The organism is Pedobacter ginsengisoli (assembly GCF_030244015.1).
GTDB classification, from domain to species: Bacteria; Bacteroidota; Bacteroidia; order Sphingobacteriales; family Sphingobacteriaceae; genus Pedobacter; species Pedobacter ginsengisoli.
In genome coordinates, this window is record NZ_JASSYX010000004.1 from 401834 (window position 1) to 422345 (window position 20512).

The 20512-nt window shown below is 41.7% G+C and carries 16 protein-coding genes; 3 read left to right on the plus strand and 13 right to left on the minus strand.

From position 1 onward, the window contains the following. The gene (locus tag QEP08_RS19015; RefSeq protein ID WP_285060259.1) at nucleotides 1–408 is read right to left on the minus strand and encodes a type IV pilin protein; all 408 of its coding nucleotides are present in this window, start codon (nucleotides 406–408) and stop codon (nucleotides 1–3) included. A gap of 265 nt (nucleotides 409–673) precedes the next feature. Here QEP08_RS19015 and QEP08_RS19020 point away from each other — a divergent pair, with 265 nt between their 5' ends. After that, on the plus strand, nucleotides 674–958 hold the full coding sequence (locus tag QEP08_RS19020; protein WP_285060260.1) for a hypothetical protein: 285 nt from the start codon (nucleotides 674–676) through the stop codon (nucleotides 956–958). 3 nt (nucleotides 959–961) lie between these two features. Here QEP08_RS19020 and QEP08_RS19025 read toward each other — a convergent pair whose 3' ends face one another. After that, nucleotides 962–1240, minus strand: coding sequence for a hypothetical protein (locus tag QEP08_RS19025; protein WP_285060261.1), 279 nt, complete (start codon nucleotides 1238–1240; stop codon nucleotides 962–964). Between the two features lie 230 nt (nucleotides 1241–1470). Between QEP08_RS19025 and QEP08_RS19030 the strand changes: the two genes are divergently transcribed. Next, complete coding sequence (locus QEP08_RS19030) at nucleotides 1471–2193, plus strand: LytR/AlgR family response regulator transcription factor (RefSeq protein WP_285060262.1); 723 nt, start codon at nucleotides 1471–1473, stop codon at nucleotides 2191–2193. A gap of 386 nt (nucleotides 2194–2579) precedes the next feature. Here QEP08_RS19030 and QEP08_RS19035 read toward each other — a convergent pair whose 3' ends face one another. The 7 genes from QEP08_RS19035 to QEP08_RS19065 form a co-directional block, all read right to left on the minus strand. Next, on the minus strand, nucleotides 2580–2924 hold the full coding sequence (locus QEP08_RS19035; RefSeq protein ID WP_285060263.1) for an immunity protein Imm33 domain-containing protein: 345 nt from the start codon (nucleotides 2922–2924) through the stop codon (nucleotides 2580–2582). Then, nucleotides 2914–6462: a DUF6443 domain-containing protein gene (locus QEP08_RS19040; protein WP_285060265.1), complete on the minus strand. Its 3549-nt coding sequence runs from the start codon at nucleotides 6460–6462 to the stop codon at nucleotides 2914–2916. The genes QEP08_RS19035 and QEP08_RS19040 overlap by 11 nt, the downstream gene beginning before the upstream one ends. Nucleotides 6463–6495: 33 nt before the next feature. Further along, nucleotides 6496–10041 carry a hypothetical protein gene (locus QEP08_RS19045; protein WP_285060266.1) on the minus strand — a complete coding sequence of 1182 codons (3546 nt, stop codon included), beginning with the start codon at nucleotides 10039–10041 and terminating at the stop codon, nucleotides 6496–6498. 10 nt (nucleotides 10042–10051) lie between these two features. Beyond that, nucleotides 10052–10762, minus strand: a complete 711-nt coding sequence (locus QEP08_RS19050; protein WP_285060267.1) for a hypothetical protein — start codon at nucleotides 10760–10762, stop codon at nucleotides 10052–10054. A 1-nt stretch (nucleotide 10763) separates the two neighbouring features. Next, nucleotides 10764–11738, minus strand: a complete 975-nt coding sequence (locus tag QEP08_RS19055; RefSeq protein ID WP_285060268.1) for a hypothetical protein — start codon at nucleotides 11736–11738, stop codon at nucleotides 10764–10766. Nucleotides 11739–12100: 362 nt separating this feature from the next. Continuing rightward, the gene (locus QEP08_RS19060) at nucleotides 12101–13303 is read right to left on the minus strand and encodes a hypothetical protein (protein ID WP_285060269.1); all 1203 of its coding nucleotides are present in this window, start codon (nucleotides 13301–13303) and stop codon (nucleotides 12101–12103) included. Beyond that, on the minus strand, nucleotides 13300–13944 hold the full coding sequence (locus tag QEP08_RS19065) for a DUF6266 family protein (RefSeq protein WP_285060270.1): 645 nt from the start codon (nucleotides 13942–13944) through the stop codon (nucleotides 13300–13302). Before QEP08_RS19065 ends, QEP08_RS19060 begins: the two co-directional genes overlap by 4 nt. Nucleotides 13945–14393: 449 nt before the next feature. Here QEP08_RS19065 and QEP08_RS19070 point away from each other — a divergent pair, with 449 nt between their 5' ends. Further along, nucleotides 14394–14579 (plus strand): hypothetical protein, encoded by a 186-nt coding sequence (locus QEP08_RS19070; protein WP_285060271.1) that lies wholly within the window; start codon nucleotides 14394–14396, stop codon nucleotides 14577–14579. A 40-nt stretch (nucleotides 14580–14619) separates the two neighbouring features. On the opposite strand, the gene QEP08_RS19075 is transcribed toward QEP08_RS19070, so the two are convergent. The 4 genes from QEP08_RS19075 to rfbD form a co-directional block, all read right to left on the minus strand. After that, nucleotides 14620–16077, minus strand: coding sequence for a GntR family transcriptional regulator (locus QEP08_RS19075; RefSeq protein ID WP_285060272.1), 1458 nt, complete (start codon nucleotides 16075–16077; stop codon nucleotides 14620–14622). Nucleotides 16078–16414: 337 nt separating this feature from the next. Continuing rightward, nucleotides 16415–18364, minus strand: a complete 1950-nt coding sequence (locus QEP08_RS19080; RefSeq protein WP_285060273.1) for an Ig-like domain-containing protein — start codon at nucleotides 18362–18364, stop codon at nucleotides 16415–16417. 194 nt (nucleotides 18365–18558) lie between these two features. Next, nucleotides 18559–19248, minus strand: coding sequence for a DUF4397 domain-containing protein (locus QEP08_RS19085; protein ID WP_285060274.1), 690 nt, complete (start codon nucleotides 19246–19248; stop codon nucleotides 18559–18561). Between the two features lie 224 nt (nucleotides 19249–19472). Beyond that, a complete protein-coding gene (rfbD, locus tag QEP08_RS19090) occupies nucleotides 19473–20324 on the minus strand; it encodes a dTDP-4-dehydrorhamnose reductase (protein ID WP_285060275.1) in 852 nt (283 codons plus the stop codon). Nucleotides 20325–20512 lie beyond the last annotated feature (188 nt).

Below are 20512 nucleotides of genomic sequence, written 5' to 3' on the forward strand. Positions count from 1 at the left end.
TTAATCCTGTACGGTTTCCTTAAGGTTCTTTTCCTGGTCTATCTCCCAGACGTTGAAGGTGCCGTCCCCGTCAAAGTCGACAACGGCCGTCGCCTTTACTATAAAATTCGTTGCAGTCGAGGACACCACTTCCAGCCTGTAATTGGCCTTGCCATCAGACCCATCCGTAGTTAGTTTCTCCTGCGTAAAGCCAATCTCTGCCAAGTTACCCGAATACTTACTATGTTCATAAAAATAAGCTTTTTCCAACTGATGCGCATGTTCCAGCTGCATCTTGGCTTCGGTAGTTTTGGCTTTGGTGATGAGCGGCATCAAATTGGGCAGCGCCAATAATACCAGGATCCCGATAATGACCAGGACCACTAAAATTTCTGTGAGCGTATAAGCTTTGACCTTATATTGAAACATCTTTAGGGGATTTGTTTAGCCAATTTAAAAGTTCAGTAGACAGCCGGTTTGTCTACCAAAATATTTTTTAAAATAATTTTCCGGCCGCTGAACCAAATGATTTTGGGTCCTGAAAAGACTATAAAAGGTATTTTTTATTACCTCATTCCGGTAATCAAAGAGAGACAAAAATTTTACTAGACAAAAAATATGTAAGCGGATTCTTGTGGCATGCTTTTAGACATTTTTTTTAAAAAAAACCTGAATTTTAATCCTCCTAACCGGAATGACTAAGAAAGAACAAAAAAAAGCGTTCATCAAATTCTGCCAATTCGATTTCAACAGTCAAATTGCATACTGCAAACAGTTCAATGACTTCATAAAAGTTGGAGCAACCGGTACCCTTGAAGACCTCGCAAATAAATTTGAAATCGACATCAACCTCGCGCTGGAAATTCTGATCTACATGATAGACGAATTGGAATGCCCTATCAGCTACAACAGTCATCGCAAAACCTATTACTACGATGGAGACGGTGAATTGCTGACCGGTTTTGTCCCGGAAGTTTAAGGATCAGTCAAATACCTTCCTGGCCAGAGACTCAATTTCCTTTAAAAATTTCTCAATCTTCGAATTTTGGAATTTGAGTACACAATGTCCGGGTTCAGTATAATAGTAGCTTTTTTGAGATACTGAAAATGCAATAGGACAATCATATCTATTTTTCAAGACGTCTATCATGTGTTTTACCTGCCTCGCATCGAGGTCAAGTTTTTTTGCGAGTAATTCCGCAGAACCAGCGTTGCCCATGGCAATAAGCAGGTCAAGTTTTCTGTAAAGATCCAAGTCCATGGTAAGAGTGTAATTTAGAGCTGCTAGAAAATAAGGGTTAAAAAATTATCTGTAGCATTTTAGGAAATTTCTCCGTAATAGGACGAAGAGCTTATACCAATATATAAAAACCAGGGACGAAAATAGCAATTTCTTATACTAAAATTTTATTACCCCTAATGGTCATATCTATATCTTTACATTCCTTGATGTTCTACGGATAACTAATCAACTATAAAAAATTATCCCATATGATTTACACTTGTGTTATAATTACAGATCACAATGAAGAGGTTAAATTCCTTAAAAATCAAATTGCGGTACACAATGAACTTGAGCTGACAGCCAGTTATCCCAATATTTATAACGTTCCGGCTTCCGTTTACAGTCATATCGCATTTATCAATATCAATGATTCTGTCATGAACGGCCAGGATCAGTTTAACCTCATGCGATCAAATTTTGAATTCATTATTTTTACCGGAGACCGGGACGAATGCGCCCGCATAGCCTATGACATGGATGGTCTGGACTATCTTTCCAAACCCATCGAACCATCCAGATTTAATCAGGCTTTTTACAAAGTAACCCGGTCAGCACTTAACGCACAAAAACCCAAAATAACAATGAACAGTCTTTTTGCAATCAAAGATGTTCATGATGAACGCAATTGGGTCATTAACACTTACAATGATGTGGTTGCAGTAGAAAGTGATAAAAACTATTTGAAGATATACACTACTGCAAGCTTCCACATCACCTACCTTTCATTGAGCAAATTCGAATTCAATGTCCTTAATCTACCAAATTTCATCAAAGTGCACCGTTCATTTATAGTCTCAAAAAATCACCTCCAGAAGATAACTAACCACAATATTTACATGAAAGGAGTAACGGTTAAAATCCCCATAGGAATTAATTACCGGAAGAATCTGCAGGAATTTATTGATGGGGTGAGTTTGAATCGTAAGTAAAATAGGTTATTTCTATTTAATGATCTTTGAAGATATCTTAAAGAATTTCTTACTATTTATCATAATACTTCCATCCTTAATATCATATTTTGAAAAAAATAATGGATCTAGTCCTGTTGGTTTTTTAAGCACTATATGTTTTGGTGTACTATTATAAATCTCAAAAAGATCTAAACTAGACCCGAACCCTCCGGAAACAACCGTCCCACCCATGATCTCGATATAAGAATCTATTATAAGTGCAGCTCATACGCCTTCAACAGGATCATATAATGACACTAAACTATCTCCTTTTTCTTCTTCCCAGCCATTAGGTATCATTATTTTAATGTTATTGTCAAAATAGAATGATTTCATATGTCTATTTACGGCACTTTAAATGTCTATTAAATATCTAAAAGAGTAAGATCCTCCCAAACATCTTCATAATCCTCCGCTATTAAAAATCGCCAACCAGGAGCTAAGCCTAAATATTTCAAGACAGAGGGGCATATTTGTTCTAAATGCTCAACATGCATCGGAACAAAAAAATCCGGAGCTTGAGAAAAATCTTCTCCAGACCAAATATACCATCCAGTGGTGTCTCCTTCTAACGGGTGACGCATTCCGTTCAAGGGCCATGCACCCTCTAGCACATTTTTTGATATCCCTACTTTTAGATGTCTTCCTGCCTCGACAAAGGGAGAATTAAATCTTTGACATATTAATAATTGTTCTTTATTAAAGTCCATGTGCTACTTTTTGTTGTTTGGAATACTTACTCATTTCTGCTCCTTGCCTTGCAGAGCATGTTGCACACTGCGGCTGTACTGAATTAACAGATCTCATTCTTTCTAAATCAATTTTCCCAGTCCGATAAAATTCCATCGATAGAGGAACCTTATGATCAGCTATTCTTCTTCCATCTTTTATACCGCAAGTCACACAAGGTTTATTTTGTACAGATGCTCTTTGTTCAGCAGTTGTTGCATTATTAGGTCGGCTATAAGCTTTGGTTATTTTAACATCATTTACATTATCTACTGCTTTTGCTAGTTGTACAGCTTCATCACCAACTCTAGCCATTTGCGTAACCTCACCAGCTTTTCCAATATCGCCAGCGGCCAAAGCCAATTGCGCTATGTCGCCAGTTACATTTCCAGCTATTTGGAGTTTGTCAGTTTTACTTCCCGTAGCAAACCCCACTACAGTATTAACCGCTGACTTTATCAACCCATCTTTTATACTTCCGTCTTTCAATCCAGTAGCCAAATTGGCTACTGTTTCAGAAGGATCTTCACGCATAAGTTGGCTGAATCCATCTAAACCGCGTTGTATGCTCTGTGCCACACCGCCTAGAAATATCCCTACATCCCCTGGGTCTGGCCACATTCCATCAGGATCTGTAAATCTTATTGGATTATTGAAGCCATATACATAAGGTGACCATCTTCTACCTTTCTCCGCAAGCGGATCAATCACATTCCACCTTCCAATCACCGGGTCATAGAACCTTGCACCGTAATCGAACATCTTCTCCTGGTCCTGCTTCTCTTTACCATTATACTGGTATTTGTTTTCAGTACCTACAACCGATCCGACATTAACCCCTAAGCCAAAAGCATAATAGTCAGTTTCCTGAATCTTTCTCGCTGCTCCGCTATAAATATCAAAGTACACTCTTCCATTACCAAGGTGATCAGCAAGCGTGTATTCATAAGAATAAACAGGATCTGTTCCTGAACCATTCTTAACCACCCTGCCGACTTCTGTCTGAGCAAAAGCAAAGACACCACCTTCATAATGAATACCACCAATATAATCATTATTGATACTTGAACCAACAACTTTCCTCAGTTTATTACCTGTAGCAGTATAGGTATAAGTAATTGTGTAATTGACTGAATTTGCTGTAAAAGTCATTGTCTTCGGAAGATTTAGAAAATTATAGGTTATACCAGTCAAATTGTTTCCTGTATTTACCGTATTATTTCTCGAAGTCATATTTCCATTTATGTCGTAAACATAACCAGTCGTACCTGCAAGCTGGAACCTGCTATCAGCAACATTTGCATTTGTATCCAATACAGAGCTAAGTTTGTTCCCATCCACATAGGTATACTTCATCTGATCAATCAATGAACTGTTCAGTTTTCGCTGCAAACGGGTAATATTGCCCATCAGATCATAACCAATAGCTTCATTATTCCCTGTACTGGCAATCGCAGAGGTAAGCCGGTTCAGATTGTCATATGTGTAATTGTAATATTTGCTGCCGGTCCATTCCTGTCTGCTGATATTTCCGTTGTACTGAGGTGTCACACCGCTAACGGCTTCGTTGTACTTAAGTGTCTCGCTAAACAAAGGGGCACTTTGAGAAGTTAACCAGCCACGTTCATTATAAGCATAAGTGACATCCTGCTTAAAGCTGGCGCCGCCGTCTGCACTATGCAGCCTTTTTCTCTTTAACTGCCCGATCTCATTATATTCATTCCTGGAAAGGAGCACAGGAGCATTAGCCACCGTCGCGCTTGTACTGCCAGTTGTCTGGTAGGTATCTGTCTTTCTGCCCTGAGGATCATACTTATATTCATTCTTTACATACAGGCTTTCCGCACCACCCACATAATGCTTCCTGACACTGGCTGTCAATTCTCCGGCAAAATTGTATGTGTTGCTCACTTCATCATAATTATTATTAGCCAGTAGCCCTCCTTTATAGTGCTGAGACACTCCTCTAACATTCCGGCCCTCATCATCATAATAACTTACATTCCACAGATAATTTGCTGTTCCAATTACATTTACCTTACTCGCCGTTGCCAAGCCTCTCGTCATCTTTGTATAGCTTGCGCCCTGGTTATAAGCCGCATCTGCCGGAAGCCCTGGAATATCATAGTCATCAAAATAATTTACCGAAAGCGTTGTCGAAAGTGTAATAGGAAAAGCACTGCCGCTATAACCATTACCCGTAGTTATCCTGCTCTCCCACTGCGCTGACACCCCATCAGCCAGCCCTTGAACAACCACCTGATTATCCGCGCCTGGCGTAGTTCCATAGGTATAAATGCCAGTTAACACCCCTCTTCCAATGGCGTCATATTTTGTCGCTGTCCATTCCTGAGGGTTCTTGCTTCTCTGAACAGCATCCTGGGTTAAGATCAACTGGTCCATTTTGTTATAAACCATATATTCCCAACCTTTTCCAGGAAGTTTTTTTCCGGTCATTCTTTGCCTTCCGTCATACTTATACTGATAACACAAATTATCGAGAGTGATCTGAGTGATAGGCGCATTTGCGTCCGGGTGTGCAGCCGGAGGCAACACAAAACACAGATTGCCAAAATCGTCATAAACGTAATAAGTTGCCAGCACCTCCGTTGTCGCTCCATTCTTGTTATATTGCCGCTTTAGGATCAAACGATCATTACGGTCCTTACACTCCAGTACCGAACCGGCAAGTTCAGCTAACGGGTTATTTTCATCCAAAATTACTGTTCTCATTAGCGCATTCTGAGCGTACACTGCAGTGTTAGAGTCACCCCGGAACAAAGTACGTACACCAGTGGTGTTATTAATCACAACCTTGTACAATGCTTCCGGCGCATGCTGAGTGTCATAGGTCCATCTTGTCACATGCCCCTTGTCTGGCGCCCACGTATAGCCAAGCTGCCAAGCTGCTCCTGGAGCACCCTGCTCTATTACTCTGTTTAGCGGGCTTTCCTCAAACTTAGTTTCCGAATAAGGATAGACAGTATGCGTAACATCCGGAGAAGTATTGTAATAATCAAGTACTGTATAATAATTAGGCAAATAGGTGCCGAATTGGGCGGACCCTGCATACGGCAAATATTTAAATTTCTCCCTTCCCAAATTGTCATACTCACGGTACTGAATAATACTCTTCAATGCAGGACTGGCTCTTATCGCTATAGAAGAAGCGGTTCTGCCCTCACCATCTATATAATCAATCGTTGTATTCACATGCACATTTAAGTTGGTGGTGTCAGAAGGATTTACGATCCCAGGCTGTTTTACAAGATGAGTGACCACATAATTGATATTCTTATTCGCGTAGTAGTCATTTTGAGCCGCTCCCGCTGGGTTACTGATATAAGCACTAAAGGTAGTTCCCGGCAGCACCGTAAAACCATTTTTTAGGGTGATGCTGCTTGTAGCGACAGTTTCCTTTTGATTGTTATAAGTATACAACAACACATCTTTTTGTGCCTCAGCCATCTTCGGATAACCAATCACAAGCACCAAAAGGATTATTAAAAGCTTTTTCATCTGATATTTATTTGAAATCAGTTAGTATTATTCTTATTGTCTGTACCGTATACCAATATTATAGTCGTACGCCTTGACAATATTTCCATTTTGGTCCTTTATGGCCTTCACACGCTGCTCATTATCGTATTCATAAGAAGCCGACTGACCTTTCGCATCGAGCATACTCGTTATGCCCAGACCAGGGACGTAATTAAAATTGCGCATCATCGCGTCAGCGGGATAAAAACGCAGTTCATCAATGGTACCTGTACCGGAAATTGTCGGAGAAGACGAGACGGTAATGGTTCGCTCCGCGAAAACCCAGTCAGCCTTGGTGTTCTTTATAATTTCAGGCCCTACCGTTCCGCCGGTTATGTTGATGACAGCCCCCCTTTTGTACCAGTAAGCCAATACATATTTCTTACCCACTACATAATTCTGTTTGCTAATTGATCCATTTGCCAGCTGATAAACATGATCTCCGGACGGAGAAGTCCCGTCAGCAACCGGACTCCCCGAATACACCCAATAACTTTTATCATTTTCCTCGAAATTGGTAAAAGCAAAATCATTTGTATTGGCTACATTAACAATCTCAGCTATGGGATACTGACGGCCATATCCCCAGACCAATGCAGTCTTTGGACCGCTAAGATTTGAATATAATATAGGATTACCCATTGTGTCGTATACATCATAAGTACTTTCCAATTTGTATCGGGGATCGACTTCTGTATTGTCATTCACCGGGACAAGCTTTCCGCCAGTATTAAATCCATAGATACTATTGTTTACGATCAGATTGTTTTCACTTTTGAATGTATTCATCACACCGCCCAAAATTTGGAAAACACCATTCTTCTTTACCATAGATAGCTGTTCCAGTGGTTCTGTCTGGATATTTGCGCCTCTAAGCAGAGTCGCCCCAGTCACGGAACTATTCAGGTAATCATAGGCGTACTTTATTCTTGTAGCAGTAGTATCACCCTGAGAGCTATAGTTTGTGATCAGTGTGGGTTGCATATGATTTATATTTTCATAGGCCGTTTGAGTAAGATTTGTTATAGAATCTACGTATATCGTATTCCATGTTGAGGTAGTAGTTCTTGTGAGCTTATACACATCCGATAATGTGGTAAGATCTACCACTTCTAAATAATATTTTCCCGGGTAGTAATTATATGGTGACTCCGGAGACATCTCCTTATACCCGATCGGGTCCATGTTTTGTATGGTACCCATCTGCAGACATGCAAATTTAAACTGTCCCGGATAATCAGGATCTTCTACGATATTACAAGCACCAAATGACGATGTATAGTTTCCTACACGTGTCCCGGTTAATCCTGTAAAACGAGAATACGCTTTAGGTACAGTTGGCGGTGCATTGAAATTCGAATAATGATAGATGGTAGATCTGGCTCTTGCGCCATTGATCCTTGAGTTATTGTATTCTACCACCATTGCTGCTTTACCTAACCCTTCATCCTTTTTAACACCCATGTTAATATAATGCTCTGGAAAGCCCAATGTCTCTAGACTACTTGGAGTTGGATAATTCCAGGGACCAGCAGCCGTACCAAACATGAAATAATAAACAGTTTGATTTTTCAAAAAAGGCCCATCGTAAGTACTCTCAGACACAGAAGGATAATAGGCGTAGCTTCCATTGTGAATGACCAAATCATTCAAAGGGTGTGATAGCATTTGCAAATCCTCTTTATATGTTTCAGGATGGTTATCCATAATATACCTAGTGTTCGAACTCAAAATCACACCCGGTATATTCACAATGCCCCAGCCGGATTCGGTATTGGTATGAGGATTAGAAACCGTAGCAGAACCGTAGGTAAATACTTTTTTCGAGAACATCTGACCTTGAAAAGCCTCTCCATCACGACGAAGAATAGATTTTATACGAATGCCTCCCCCCCTGTAGGTTTTGAAGTAATTCACATGGTCAGATGCTCTTGTTCCCATAATCCGGTACCGATGTAATTCATATTCGAATTCCGCGGTTTCACCGCTTGGAGTGCTGATCCTGGATAATGTCCCGAGCATCATTTTGACTGAGTCTGTACTCCGGTTTGCCCATGAAACATTTACAGACATCATTGGGTTAGCCAGCGAATCGTAAAACTGTTTGGTTTCCATTCGATTGGCTTCAAAACTTAATGGGGTAGAACCTCCGTAAGGTTTGCGGCTAATCATAAGATGCGGAATGTCACGTAAATTGATTAAACTATCGGGATGCTCAATTAAAGTCTTATTTTCAGTATGGCCATTGTAGAAGCCCCATCTGTCTTTTGCCTTGCTATCACTAGTAGGGACCACCGGTAATTTACCCAAAGCCCCCGGAGCTTCATTTTCACCAAAATATTTGAACTTGTATTTTCCTGCATTTAACCCTCCAGCATTAAAAACATCAATATGATCCAGATAATGTCCATACTGCATATCAGCGTCATAATTAAATTGGTAATACTTAAAACGTGTGTAAACACCATCCACCTTCCGATAAATATTCACTTCGGTTAAGACATCACGGCTCAGGATAGTTGTGGAATTATATTTAAATTCAACTTTACCCGTTGCATATATAATTTCCTTTATTCTTGCATGTGTATTAACTTCTACCTTAGTTTGTGAAATAGTTGGCTCGCCAATAAAATAATTCTGCCCGTTTACATCTACCCATTGACCAAATGAATTGTACATTAAATCCCTGTTACAGGGTAATGTTTCCGTGGTAGTAATTCTGGTTTTTCCTGGAATTCCTATATTATAGTATGAAGCTGTAAAAATATCATAAACATACTTCACAGTGTCTTTAGTTCTAGGTGATGTGATCATATCCAAATTATAATCTGCGAAATAAGATTTCTTCTCCAAATCCCAGGTACCACCCGGAATTTCCGTTAAATCTCCAGTACTACTGTTTTTTAGCTTATAAAATTTGCGTTTACTTACGATCAATTTGTCGGCGCTGGTAAAATGATGAACAAGTCCATTTCCGGTCGTGATCTTTGTACCGAAATTATTCTCATATTTGAAAGTCGGATCATAAGGAAACGTTTGTCCCTGTTCAGTAAACTTGCCACTACCGCTCGGCACCGAATAACTAAAGACATCATAAGCGTAGTCTGCTTGTCCGTCCATAGCCGAAGCCATCAAGCTCCTGTGAGTTCCATTGTTATCCGGATCCAGAGTCATTAGATTGGTAGAATTTAAAGATGGTGTACTTGTATTATCTTCTAAACCATTTACTTGCTTATTCATCTTCCCCCCCGTATTGAGCTCCCAGCCCATTCCAGGTGCACCAGCTTCCTGTCCAACTTTAAGCCCCAGTGTACTATAGCTTATGGAGATTGGAATAGAGATATCATGAGCTTTGATCTCATATAATGGAATGTTGATGTTTACAGTTCCCGTGCTTCGATCGACATTATCGATACTGTAACTCCTGCTTATAGTTCCAATTTTTGGGCCTTCACCAACGGGACCGCCAGCCCTTTTGTTATAGGAAGCCTGCCCCTGGCTTTGCAGGTTCACCCCTAAAACAATAAGAATGAACGAGAGATAGAATTTTATATTCATGTTAACCGGATTAACGTTTTTGGTTTTCCTGAAGGTTTTCAACCTGATTATTTAGTGTTTGGATTTTTTTCTCCTGCTCTATCAAATACAGCGTCAGCTCCTCGATCTTCTGTAGCAGTTTCTTGTTCATATCCCCAAGCTCAATCCCATTCTTCTCCACTTCGGCAGCAGAAGGAATACCCGGCAAGTGCCCTTTCTCTTGGATATGCTTTTCTGTTTCCTTTAGGGTTGGCAGCTTAAAGTCTTTAGCAAATACAAAATCCGCCCAATTAGCCATTTCTACTTTTACTTCCTGCGCCCGAATTTTCCCTTTAACAGAAAGCTTCTCAGCAGGTGTAGTTGTACCAATTCCCACATTGCCAGAATTACTGATAGTCATTCGATCAGTTAACGCCCCCGTTCCATATCCGGTCTGAAATCTGAGAGAAACATTAGAAGCACCCTCCGTGTAAGTCCTGATAGAAGCCACATTCGCTGATGCTACATTATTGGTAAATTTGACGATTCCTCCACTTCCTATAGTCGATGATGAATGAGCAGCCTGTAATATCAGAATCACATCTCCAGATGCATTTGTAGTAGATGTTCCGTTTAAATGCAGCAATGATGCTGGGCTGGTGGTTCCAACCCCAACTTTTCCTGTAGTTGGAAAAGTATTCGTCTGCGCAATGCTACTACAGGCATAAAAAAGAACTAAACAAGTAACCAGGTAACGTTTCATATCATTTGAGTTTTAATTTTAAATCATTTATTTCCGTTTGAAGTATTGAGGTTTTAAGATTATTCTCTTTCTTCATCTCAATCAAATACAGCGTCAGCTCCTCGATCTTCTGCAGCAGTTTCTTGTTCATATCCCCAAGCTCAATCCCGTTCTTCTCCACTTCCGCAGCAGAAGGAATACCCGGCAAGCGCCCTTTCTCTTTAATGTGCTTTTCTGTTTCCTGAAGTGTCGGCAATAAATAGTCCTTTCCAAATACAAAATCTGGCCAACCATTCATTTCTATTTTAACTTCCTGAGCCCGGATTTTGCCTTTTACTGAAAGTTTCTCAGTGGCATTTAGAACTCCTATGCCGACGTTACCATTAGCTCGCATAGACATGATATAACTGGCAGACCGGCTTACATCGTCCGCAGGAGTGGTGAAGAAAAACAAGCCGTCATTATCAGTAGCGCCAAAACCAAATTTTGCATTAGCAGCTGAAAGCTGCATTGCTGCCCCACTTTGCAGTTTGACCGATTTCAACCATCCATTAGTAGTCCAAACCGGCCCGCCTGTTATTTCTAACTTTGCAGCTGGAGCATTATTACCAATTCCTACATTCCCTGCATGAGTCAGGCGCATGACCTCATTATCCCACGCACTGATCTCTGTATTGAGTGCGCTGTTAATTCCCGTATGAAAAGTGATCCCAGTAGACCAATTTAAACCGACAAAAGCCCCGGGATCGGTAGCGCTCAAAAATCTTTTGACCGTATTGTTTGTTGTTCCGGTTTTAATGTTATTCCCCAAGATTGTGGATGCTCCCGACAGAGTTTCAGACAAAGCAGTATGATCTATATAAAATCCATTGCCTCTATTTACAAGATTGACATTCCCATAAATGGTTGCACTTCCGGTTGAAGGAAAAGAATTTGTTTGTCCAAAAGCAAAATTAGAAAGCAGCAAAAATCCGAGGAGGACACAATTTCGTTTCATAACATTTATTTTGACACCAATTTAGAATCCTGGAGTACAGCCATTCTGTACTCCAGGATTTTTTTTGAAAAAACTATAAACATCAGGCTTAGATGATCTTAGCACATGTTTTCACTTAAAAATCTGCTTATAAAAACAGAAAAAATAAGGATCAGCAGCAGCCACGAGTGTGCTATTTTTACACCCGGATTCCAGCTTTTGCTTCCATCCAACCTAACCCTCATTTTCAAATGCTTTTCCGCCAGAAATTTCTAGGGTACCGGTTTAGATAAGTCTTCGCTTATGCAAATAATAGGAGCGTAATTAAATCAGCGTAGATATCGCTCTCATTTATGATTCAAACAGCATTACAACAAATAGAATTACCCAAACCCAAAATCCCCATCCAGTTGTTTAAGCATTCTTTTCAATGCTGCCCGCACTTTAGTCGCCGTACTTTGCACCACCTGTTTATATTTGGTCCCGATGCTGGCAGCCGAAAGACCGCCGGCGTTCATTCCCGGGGTTTCAAAGTTTGCGGCGATGAAACGCATCAGTTCAGTTTTTACACCTGCCTCGATCAGATCGGCTTCCACCATCAGCCTGAACAAATAAGCGAGGCAGTCTACACTCAATTTAGTCCGGACCTTGTAGGCCAAAGTACCGGTTTTTCCTGTTGATGAAGCACCATACTGTACCGGAGGAGCAGCCGGTGCCGCTGGTCGTTTCAATTGCTCCTTTTTCTCCAAACAATTGAGTTCTGCGCGGATAAAAGTATACATGACCTGCCTGATCCGCACCCTTTCCAGGTCATAACAACGTGTAGATTTCTTAAAAGACAGCATTTCAAATCGCCGTTCGTATTCATAAAGCAACCGGAACTGTGCATCTACCTCATAAATTTCCGCAAGTTCGGCAGTGATCCTTGCCTGATAATAATTTGCAAACCCGGCAGTATTGTAATCCCAGTCAAACAAACGGGAAATGACATCCCTGTTTACGCAGTCCTTTGAAGCATCGGTGCAGACCTTCAACAACAAAGTCTGCAAGCCCCTCACATAAGCCATCCTGGTATAGTTGCAGCGCTTTGCCTTCAGCAGGCCTGACATACACTCCAGGATCACAGTCTGCAGCTTGCTGTCCAGCCCTTTCGCTTTCATGACCGAACTCAGCGACTTTGCCTGCAGATCCACATTGACCTGCTCCTTTCTCAAATGCCTCAGTGGCATGTTGACATCATCAACTTTATACCTGGTACACCAAAAATGCACCTGCTCAAATACATCCTCCAGGCATTTGACCACCGCATCACGCAGTCCGGTCATATCAGCAGCCAGGTCGTTATAGACATCGGCCGCATCAAGTAAATGAATACACTCCTTACGGATCTGTTCAATCTGTTTTTTGACCAGGCCTTTCTGGAAAATACTGTTTACAAAAAAACCAATGTGGTCAAACATTTCTTTGCAGATCACCGGCAGTGTTTCCATCCAGATGCTGATCTCATTTTTAGTCATGGTGTGTTTGACAGGATTCATGTCATTCAGGATCAATGTCCTCAGGGTTAAAGTGGTATGTGTTCTCATAACGGGTTTATTTTTCCCAGGTAAATACTGTTTGCAATTTGTTTCCTGTCCAGGGAGGTGACACTGATATAGGCGTGCAGCACCTGCCCAGGCAGTTTGGCATTGATCTTAAAACTATACTGTTGTGCCGCACGGTTTACGCCCCCGACAAAGCCATCGGCATACTTAAGTTGTTCTGAATAGAGCACCAGCATGACCTGGTCGTTGTACACCACTCCCGGATGATAATTTTGTGTCCAGGTCAGCTCCACGGTATCCGCTGAAGAAAACGCCGCATGTGGATTTCCAAGTGGCGTCAGCGGCCCAGCACTGATGATCAGGTTTTCATAGACAATATCTATATCAGGAAAAGTTCCTATAAATGCAGTCCTATAATTGGCCGACAATGCCGCGGCAATCGCCGTCTTTTGAACCGCCAGATTTTGAAAACCAATGGAAAGGAACGGATGGAAAGGAACCAGCCAGTCGTTCACGTATTTAAATTTGGCCTCGTTCGCCAGCTGCCCGGGAGTGCGGGGCCTTTTCTTCTTACGTTTCCGCGACACTTCCCTCAAATATGGAATGCCTTTCCATGTAGATCCTACAACTGGCCCAAGTCTCCCGGAAACCGGGCCAAAAATTCCTTTGTTTATTCTTGCCATTCTTTTATTCTTTAGGTTGTTATTAATTTTTATTAGTTACCGGTTGCACCGCTATAGCTATCAGACAGGTCTCTTATAGGTATACAGACCTTACAGACACCTACCTGAGACCTAGGCAACACCTACTTGACAGGTATTTGTTATTAGCCGTAGCTGGCCCCTCCTTATCTTCCTGTTCATGTCCATTTGTCATTTTGATGATTTGTTTCTGATTATTGGGATCAAAACTAGTTGCCTGTCAAACCTGCCCTTGCCGGATCTGCGTTTTTTCAACATCGTGTCGTTTTTTGCACAATCCGGCGTTTTATGCATTGATATGTTTCGCTGTTTTAATAAATTAGGTTTATCAACAATTTTATAAACCAAACTGCAGAGTTAGGTTTCCATAGCGGTTAGTTGACCGCTGTGCTGCGCGCCATCCGATCTGTTGCGGTCTAAAAAACGCAAACATGAATAAAAGAGTATGTACCTGCACCAAAGACCTCATGGACTTTTTGGGGATCTCGATCAGAAAAGCACAATACCTGATGCAAAACATCCGTTTTGTGCTCAAAAAAGAAAAGCATCAATGTGTTTCCTTCAGGGAACTGGCCTGGTACCTGGGCATAGATGAAGATTTGATCGTATTGAAGTAAAAGGTCATAAATGAAGGTTAGGCAAGCACCTAACCTTCGTTTATGTTTCAAACCTGCCTCTTAGCAGCCTGGCCGGACCAATCACTTCATCTTCATTAAAAGTCCCGAATCCCAGCCGCATGTAATGACATGGAGCATCGGGAACCTTAGCCCCTGGATCGAATGGTACACCGATGTTATGACCTCCAAGGAACTGCATTTCTTCCATCAGGTTTACGCTTTCCGGAAAAACGAGCCATAGAGAAAGGCCGCTTGAAGAGGGGCGGATTTCAGAAAAATTGCCGAGGATGCCGGTTAATGTAAAAATTAGTCTGACCTGTTCCTCTGTCTTTACCCCTCTCGCAATTTTCGCATGACGCCAGATCTCTCCGGATTTCAGCATTTCTACTATTGCTTTTTCCTCGATCAGGTCCCTAAAAATATAGCTTTTCTTTGGCCCAGACCGGAGAAGGTCTATAAATTCTTTGCAGGCACACACGACCATCGTATTGCGCATGTAAACAGACAATTGACTCAGTACAGCCATATAGATGACATGCCCCTCGTGGTCGTAACGGGCAAGGGGTTTAAAAGGCTGCTCTTCATACCAGAATTCGTGGTATTCATCTTCTTCGATAATATAGAAATGATATGTTTTTGCCAGTTCCAACACCCTGGTACAATCTTCTGCCGAAAGGTTGCTGCCCTCGGGGTAGCTGCATTGCGGCCGTATATACAACACCCTGATGGAACTGGTTTTTAACATGGCTTCCAATCTGGCCATAAAATCCGGATCAGAACTGTTCAGATCCTGCTGGCATATTCCCAGTTCCTCAATTACCTGAGCAAGCGCCGGATCCTGTGGAGCGGTATTGATCATTTCATCACCTTCCACCAACAGCAGGGCCAGAATGCGTTTGAGGGTAGCTGCCCTGTCAAATGAGAAATCGAGCGTTCCGGGATTGAGCCGGAAGGCGTACATGTCCTGAAAATAGTTTCTAATGGCTTCCCTGAACTCAAGCCCCAGAAGGTCTGTTACATGTTGGATTTGTGTGGCCGTTTTATATTTATTCTGGTAATACTTCATGCTTCTAACCAGGGAGGTCAGTGGGCAGAAAGCCGGGCTAAGTGTGTCTATTCCAATAGTTATAAAGTTTTGCGGGACTGCCAGTTCTGCAGATCTGGCATTGGGCAGTTCCGGTAAAGAAAGCGGCAATTGTGTTGCAAATCCCTTGCTGGGCAGGTTTTGCTTCTGCCATTCTGATTCCCTGGCGACAAATGTTCCTGAGCCGGGAACGGTCTTAATCCATCCGGTCACTGTCAGTGTTGAATAAACACGTTGTATGGTTTTCAGACTTACCCCGTTAAGTCTTGCAAGCACGCGTTGCGATGGTAGTTTTTCCTCCTGACCGAGGCCAAGTGAAATGATGTTATGAACAAAAAACTCCTGAAACTGGTACCCTGGATTTTTGTCTCGTGGCTCCTGCATCTTCCACACGGATAGGTCGAAATTTTTCACTGAGAAATTAAGCGTTTAATTATTAATACAAGTTAGCACGACTAAATTAATTTTTAATCGTGTAACTAATTTAACTTTTAAACTGTGCTACCTAATAAATATTAAAGTGCTGTACCAAATATTGGATTGAAGTACAGAGATTTGATATGCAGCTTTTTCGGACGGCGCTCGCTGGAGGAGCTGTATTTATTTAATCTGTATGAGAAGATCACCTGTTGATCTGGTAAACGGGGCTGAAGGAAATCAGCCCCGTTTTGCATTCCGCTTACAATCGCTTACTGGCTCATAGATAAACCAAACAAATTGTTCCTGAGTTTTCATAGCCGGAGCTACCTGATCAGAAAGGCACCTCTGGTGAGCGTTTATTACAGTGATTCATCAGTTGAACCCTCCACGAAAAGCGCGAGTAATAATAATCGAAGGCTTCCCTGGCACTTTTACCAGGAATACACTTACCGGTGTAACTCATTGTAAATTCCAGAACACCCTCTCTTAATGTTCCTGAAAAAAGTTTGACATAGTAGGAATTTGCTGCCACACTAAAATCCAGACTTTCTCCAAACGAATCCCTGATTAATAAACGCGCAGGATAACAGTTCTGTTTGAGATCACAAGTCCCGGAGCCACCACCCACCATCAAATCGGAACCTGCTGAAGTAAATGAAACATAAATTCCGTAATTGCCCTCAGCATTACACTTGAATGAAATGCCATTGATAACCGGAGCAAGTGACTGGGAACAAGGCATAACCGCTTTGAAACTTACTGTCGAATTGGGAATAGCCGAGCCATCTTTACTTTTCGCTGTCGCCTCAATTTCCTGTTCACCCGATCCACCCAGCGTCCAGCTCGCTTCTGCCAGTCCCGCTGCGTTCGTTTCAGTATCCGAGGTGATGAAGCCATTGCCACTTTTAACAGACCAACTCACCGGCCATTTATTTACAGGATTTCCCTCTCCGTCGACTATTTTTATGACCAATGGATTGTTGATTTTCTTGCCATACTCCCCATTCTGGTTCTGTCCTGAATAAATGGAAATGACAGGAACTATCCATTTTAAGCTGACTTCAAATGTGTTTTTTCCAGGCTGGTTTTTAAAGCCGTATTCCCCTGTCAACTTCGTCGTCGATTCCAGGTCCGGAATGTCAGCAATATTGATCAGGAAGGTCGCATTGCCGTCTACTTTGCTGGTATACTCAATTTCATCATAAACTATAGTATTTCCTTTCTTAAGTGTGACCGTAGTCAGCCCACTATATAATTTGTGAGGCAAGCCGGTGTTTGGATCTGTAAGGTTGAGGACAACCTTTACATATTTGTCCACCCCTTCCTGATACTCCAGATCGGAATTTGCTTCTGAAAGCTTCAGCAGCCCCTTAACTTGATTGTCAGCCTCAAATTTTTTCAATAACTTTTGTAACCAGACCATTTGATCAAAGGTACCCATGGTCGGCATGAGCTGATTGATGGCTGATTTCATTTTGGAAAATATGGAAGTAAACGACTCGCCGCTATTTTTAAGATCGGTAAATTTGGCTACTATGTCATCTGTTTTTGGCAAATCTTTAATCTTCCCGTCCAGTACAAGCCAGGGCTCGTTGATGGGATGAGTGCCATTGCATTGTATGTGCAGCAGAGAGTTATAGAGAAACTTATCCTGATCACTCTCATTCTCAGGCGCTGGTGTACCACAGTCTTTCGTCCAGGTGTTTGCCGAACTGATTGCTGCGGCACTTGTTTTTGCGCTGCCTGAATTTTTTACCGCAGATGTCTTTACAGGGATGTTATCCCTATAGGTGACCGCAGCAACCAGCTCGCTGGTACCATTCACCCAATCATAATTCAACAATGAAATCTCTTTCATGGTTGCACTAAATAAAGTAGTTTTTGCAACCAATTGGTCTTTTACGCCATTTCGTATGTGATAGGATATTGTAGAGGCATTGTCGTCGCCATATTCTGTTACAAAATATTTCCCCGCTCCTTTCGATACCATCATGGTATGTAGCCGGGTTATTTTCGCTTCTGCATTTGTACTTCCGAAATAGAATACTGAATCACCATTATATGCCAATTTCGCAATTAATTGCGTAGACTGATTTGCTAAGAATGATTTTGAGATAAAGAAATTTCCAGCACCCGGCAGAATTTCGTTATTGTGTTTTGCTGCGGAATTATCTTCCTGAGGCGCTTCTTCTTCTTTGTTTTGTTTGTCTTTTTCGCAGGCAAAGAAGAGCGTTGCTACAGCGAAAGTGACCGGGACTAGGATTTTTTTAATTAGATTCATGCCTGGATATTTCCGCCTAAGCTAATCCAAAGATACGGGTTCGGCAATACTACTTTATGGGTATAATTTGGTATATCGTACTTATGCTGGTGCAGAGACAGGCCGTAGGTGAATTTTCTTTAAATGAATGGCATATTACCGTAAAAAGGAGTGCTCTTTTGAAACACTCCTTTTTTCCTCAGGCTACTTTAGCTTTAATTGTGGCTAACCTGATGTACAGAGATGGTTTCTGCTGTAGATCCGGTTACATACACAGTGTAGATCTTACCTGAGGCAAATGCGGTCAGGTCAAAATCTCCGAGACTGGTAGACTGTCCGGCGGCATATACCTGCAATGAAAGGACACCCGGATCGACTTCTATGTAGCTGCTGGTCGTATTTCTTGCCAGATTAGCAGCCAGATTTGTCTGGGCGTTGCTTCTAATGTCAATGTTTGCCGGTGCAGCGTCGCTCAGGTGGATGAACCTTACTTTAGCCTTGCTGCTTGAAGGAGGGTTCATGTCATCAGCATACACTTGTACGCGTGCCGACTGTCCATCTCCTGCCAGGAAGATGGTATAATAACCTCCTTTGTCAAGATCGTATTCGCCGCTGGCGTATGCCGATTCTGAACCGGAATTTCTGAATTGCAGTTGCAGGTTATTGCCAGAGTTGACGGCAATGTATCCACTTGACGCATTTCCAAAAGTTAAGCCGCCTTGCACAACCGTTTTGCTGGCCAGGTAGAATCCCTGCGCAGAAGAACTACTTGATGCATTTACGACCTTCACATTGGCCGAACCACTCTCATCGATATCATCATCTTTTTTGCATGATGAGAACGCTGTTACTACAGCCATTAGAATGACGGCCGCAGACAGATTTGTTAAAAATTTGTTTTTCATAGTGTTTAAGTTTTGTAGTTAATATTCCCTCAGCCAGGTAGGGGCTGTTTGGTATATAACGGGCAAAAACTAAACCTAAGTGGTCAAAAAAAATTTGTTGTTTAAACAACATTTGACGCAACCATCTGTAAGTAAGCAGATTGCCAAATGCAATTAAAATGACAGGGATTGATTAGGGGGCGGTTTAAAAGTGTATGAAATTGAGTACAATTCAAGTCAGATCCTCATTTCAAGGCATTTATACATCTTACAAGGCTATCCCTCCAATAAGGGATTTCAATTCCAAATGTTGATTTGATCTTTGTTTTGTCCATTACTGAAAACTTCGGTCGGATAGCTCTTGTTGGATACTGCGATGTGGGGATAGGATTGACTTTAACCCGGGTTTTGCTGATGTCGAAGATTCCCATGGCAAAATCGTACCAGGAGGTTACTCCTTCATTGCTGTAATGATACACCCCGTAATTAGCTTGACCTGATGTTATGATGTGCAGGATAGTCTCCGCAAGATCAATTGCATAGGTTGGCGTACCTACCTGATCTGCGATGATGTTGAGCTCGTCCCGTTCCGCGCCAAACTTTAACATCGCTTTCACGAAGTTATTGCCATATTCTGAATATAGCCAGCTGGTGCGTAGGATAAAATATTTAGAAAGGGTGTTGATGACATCCTGTTCTCCTTCCAGTTTTGTCACTCCATAAATATTTACTGGTTTGGCCTCATCGTCTTCTTTTAAAAGATCATGACCGTTTCCTTCAAATACAAAATCGGTAGAAACATGAATCAGCGTAGTATCATATGCTTTGCAAAGTTCGGCTATATTTAAGGCGCCTTCTTTGTTGACCTTACGGCATAAATCAACATCGTCCTCTGCCTTGTCTACTGCGGTGTAAGCCGCGCAGTTGATTACAAATTCAGGTTTTTCTGCTTCAAAGAGGGTCTTTAGCAGATCCTTATCCAATATATTGGCTTTACTTTCATCAGGAAAGGACAGGCTATCGATGTTTTTCTGTCCGGCAACTTTTTTCAGGCATTGTCCAAGCTGGCCTGAGGCTCCAAGTATAAGTGTCTTCATATGTAACATGCTAAGATACTTATTTTTTAACATGCCTAATAAGGTAAAGGCATCGGGATATGGATGCCTTTACCTTATTATTTTAAAATCGATAAACTATTCTACTGTAACCGATTTTGCAAGATTTCTAGGCTGATCTACATTACATCCTCTCATTACCGCTATGTGATAAGATAACAACTGCAGCG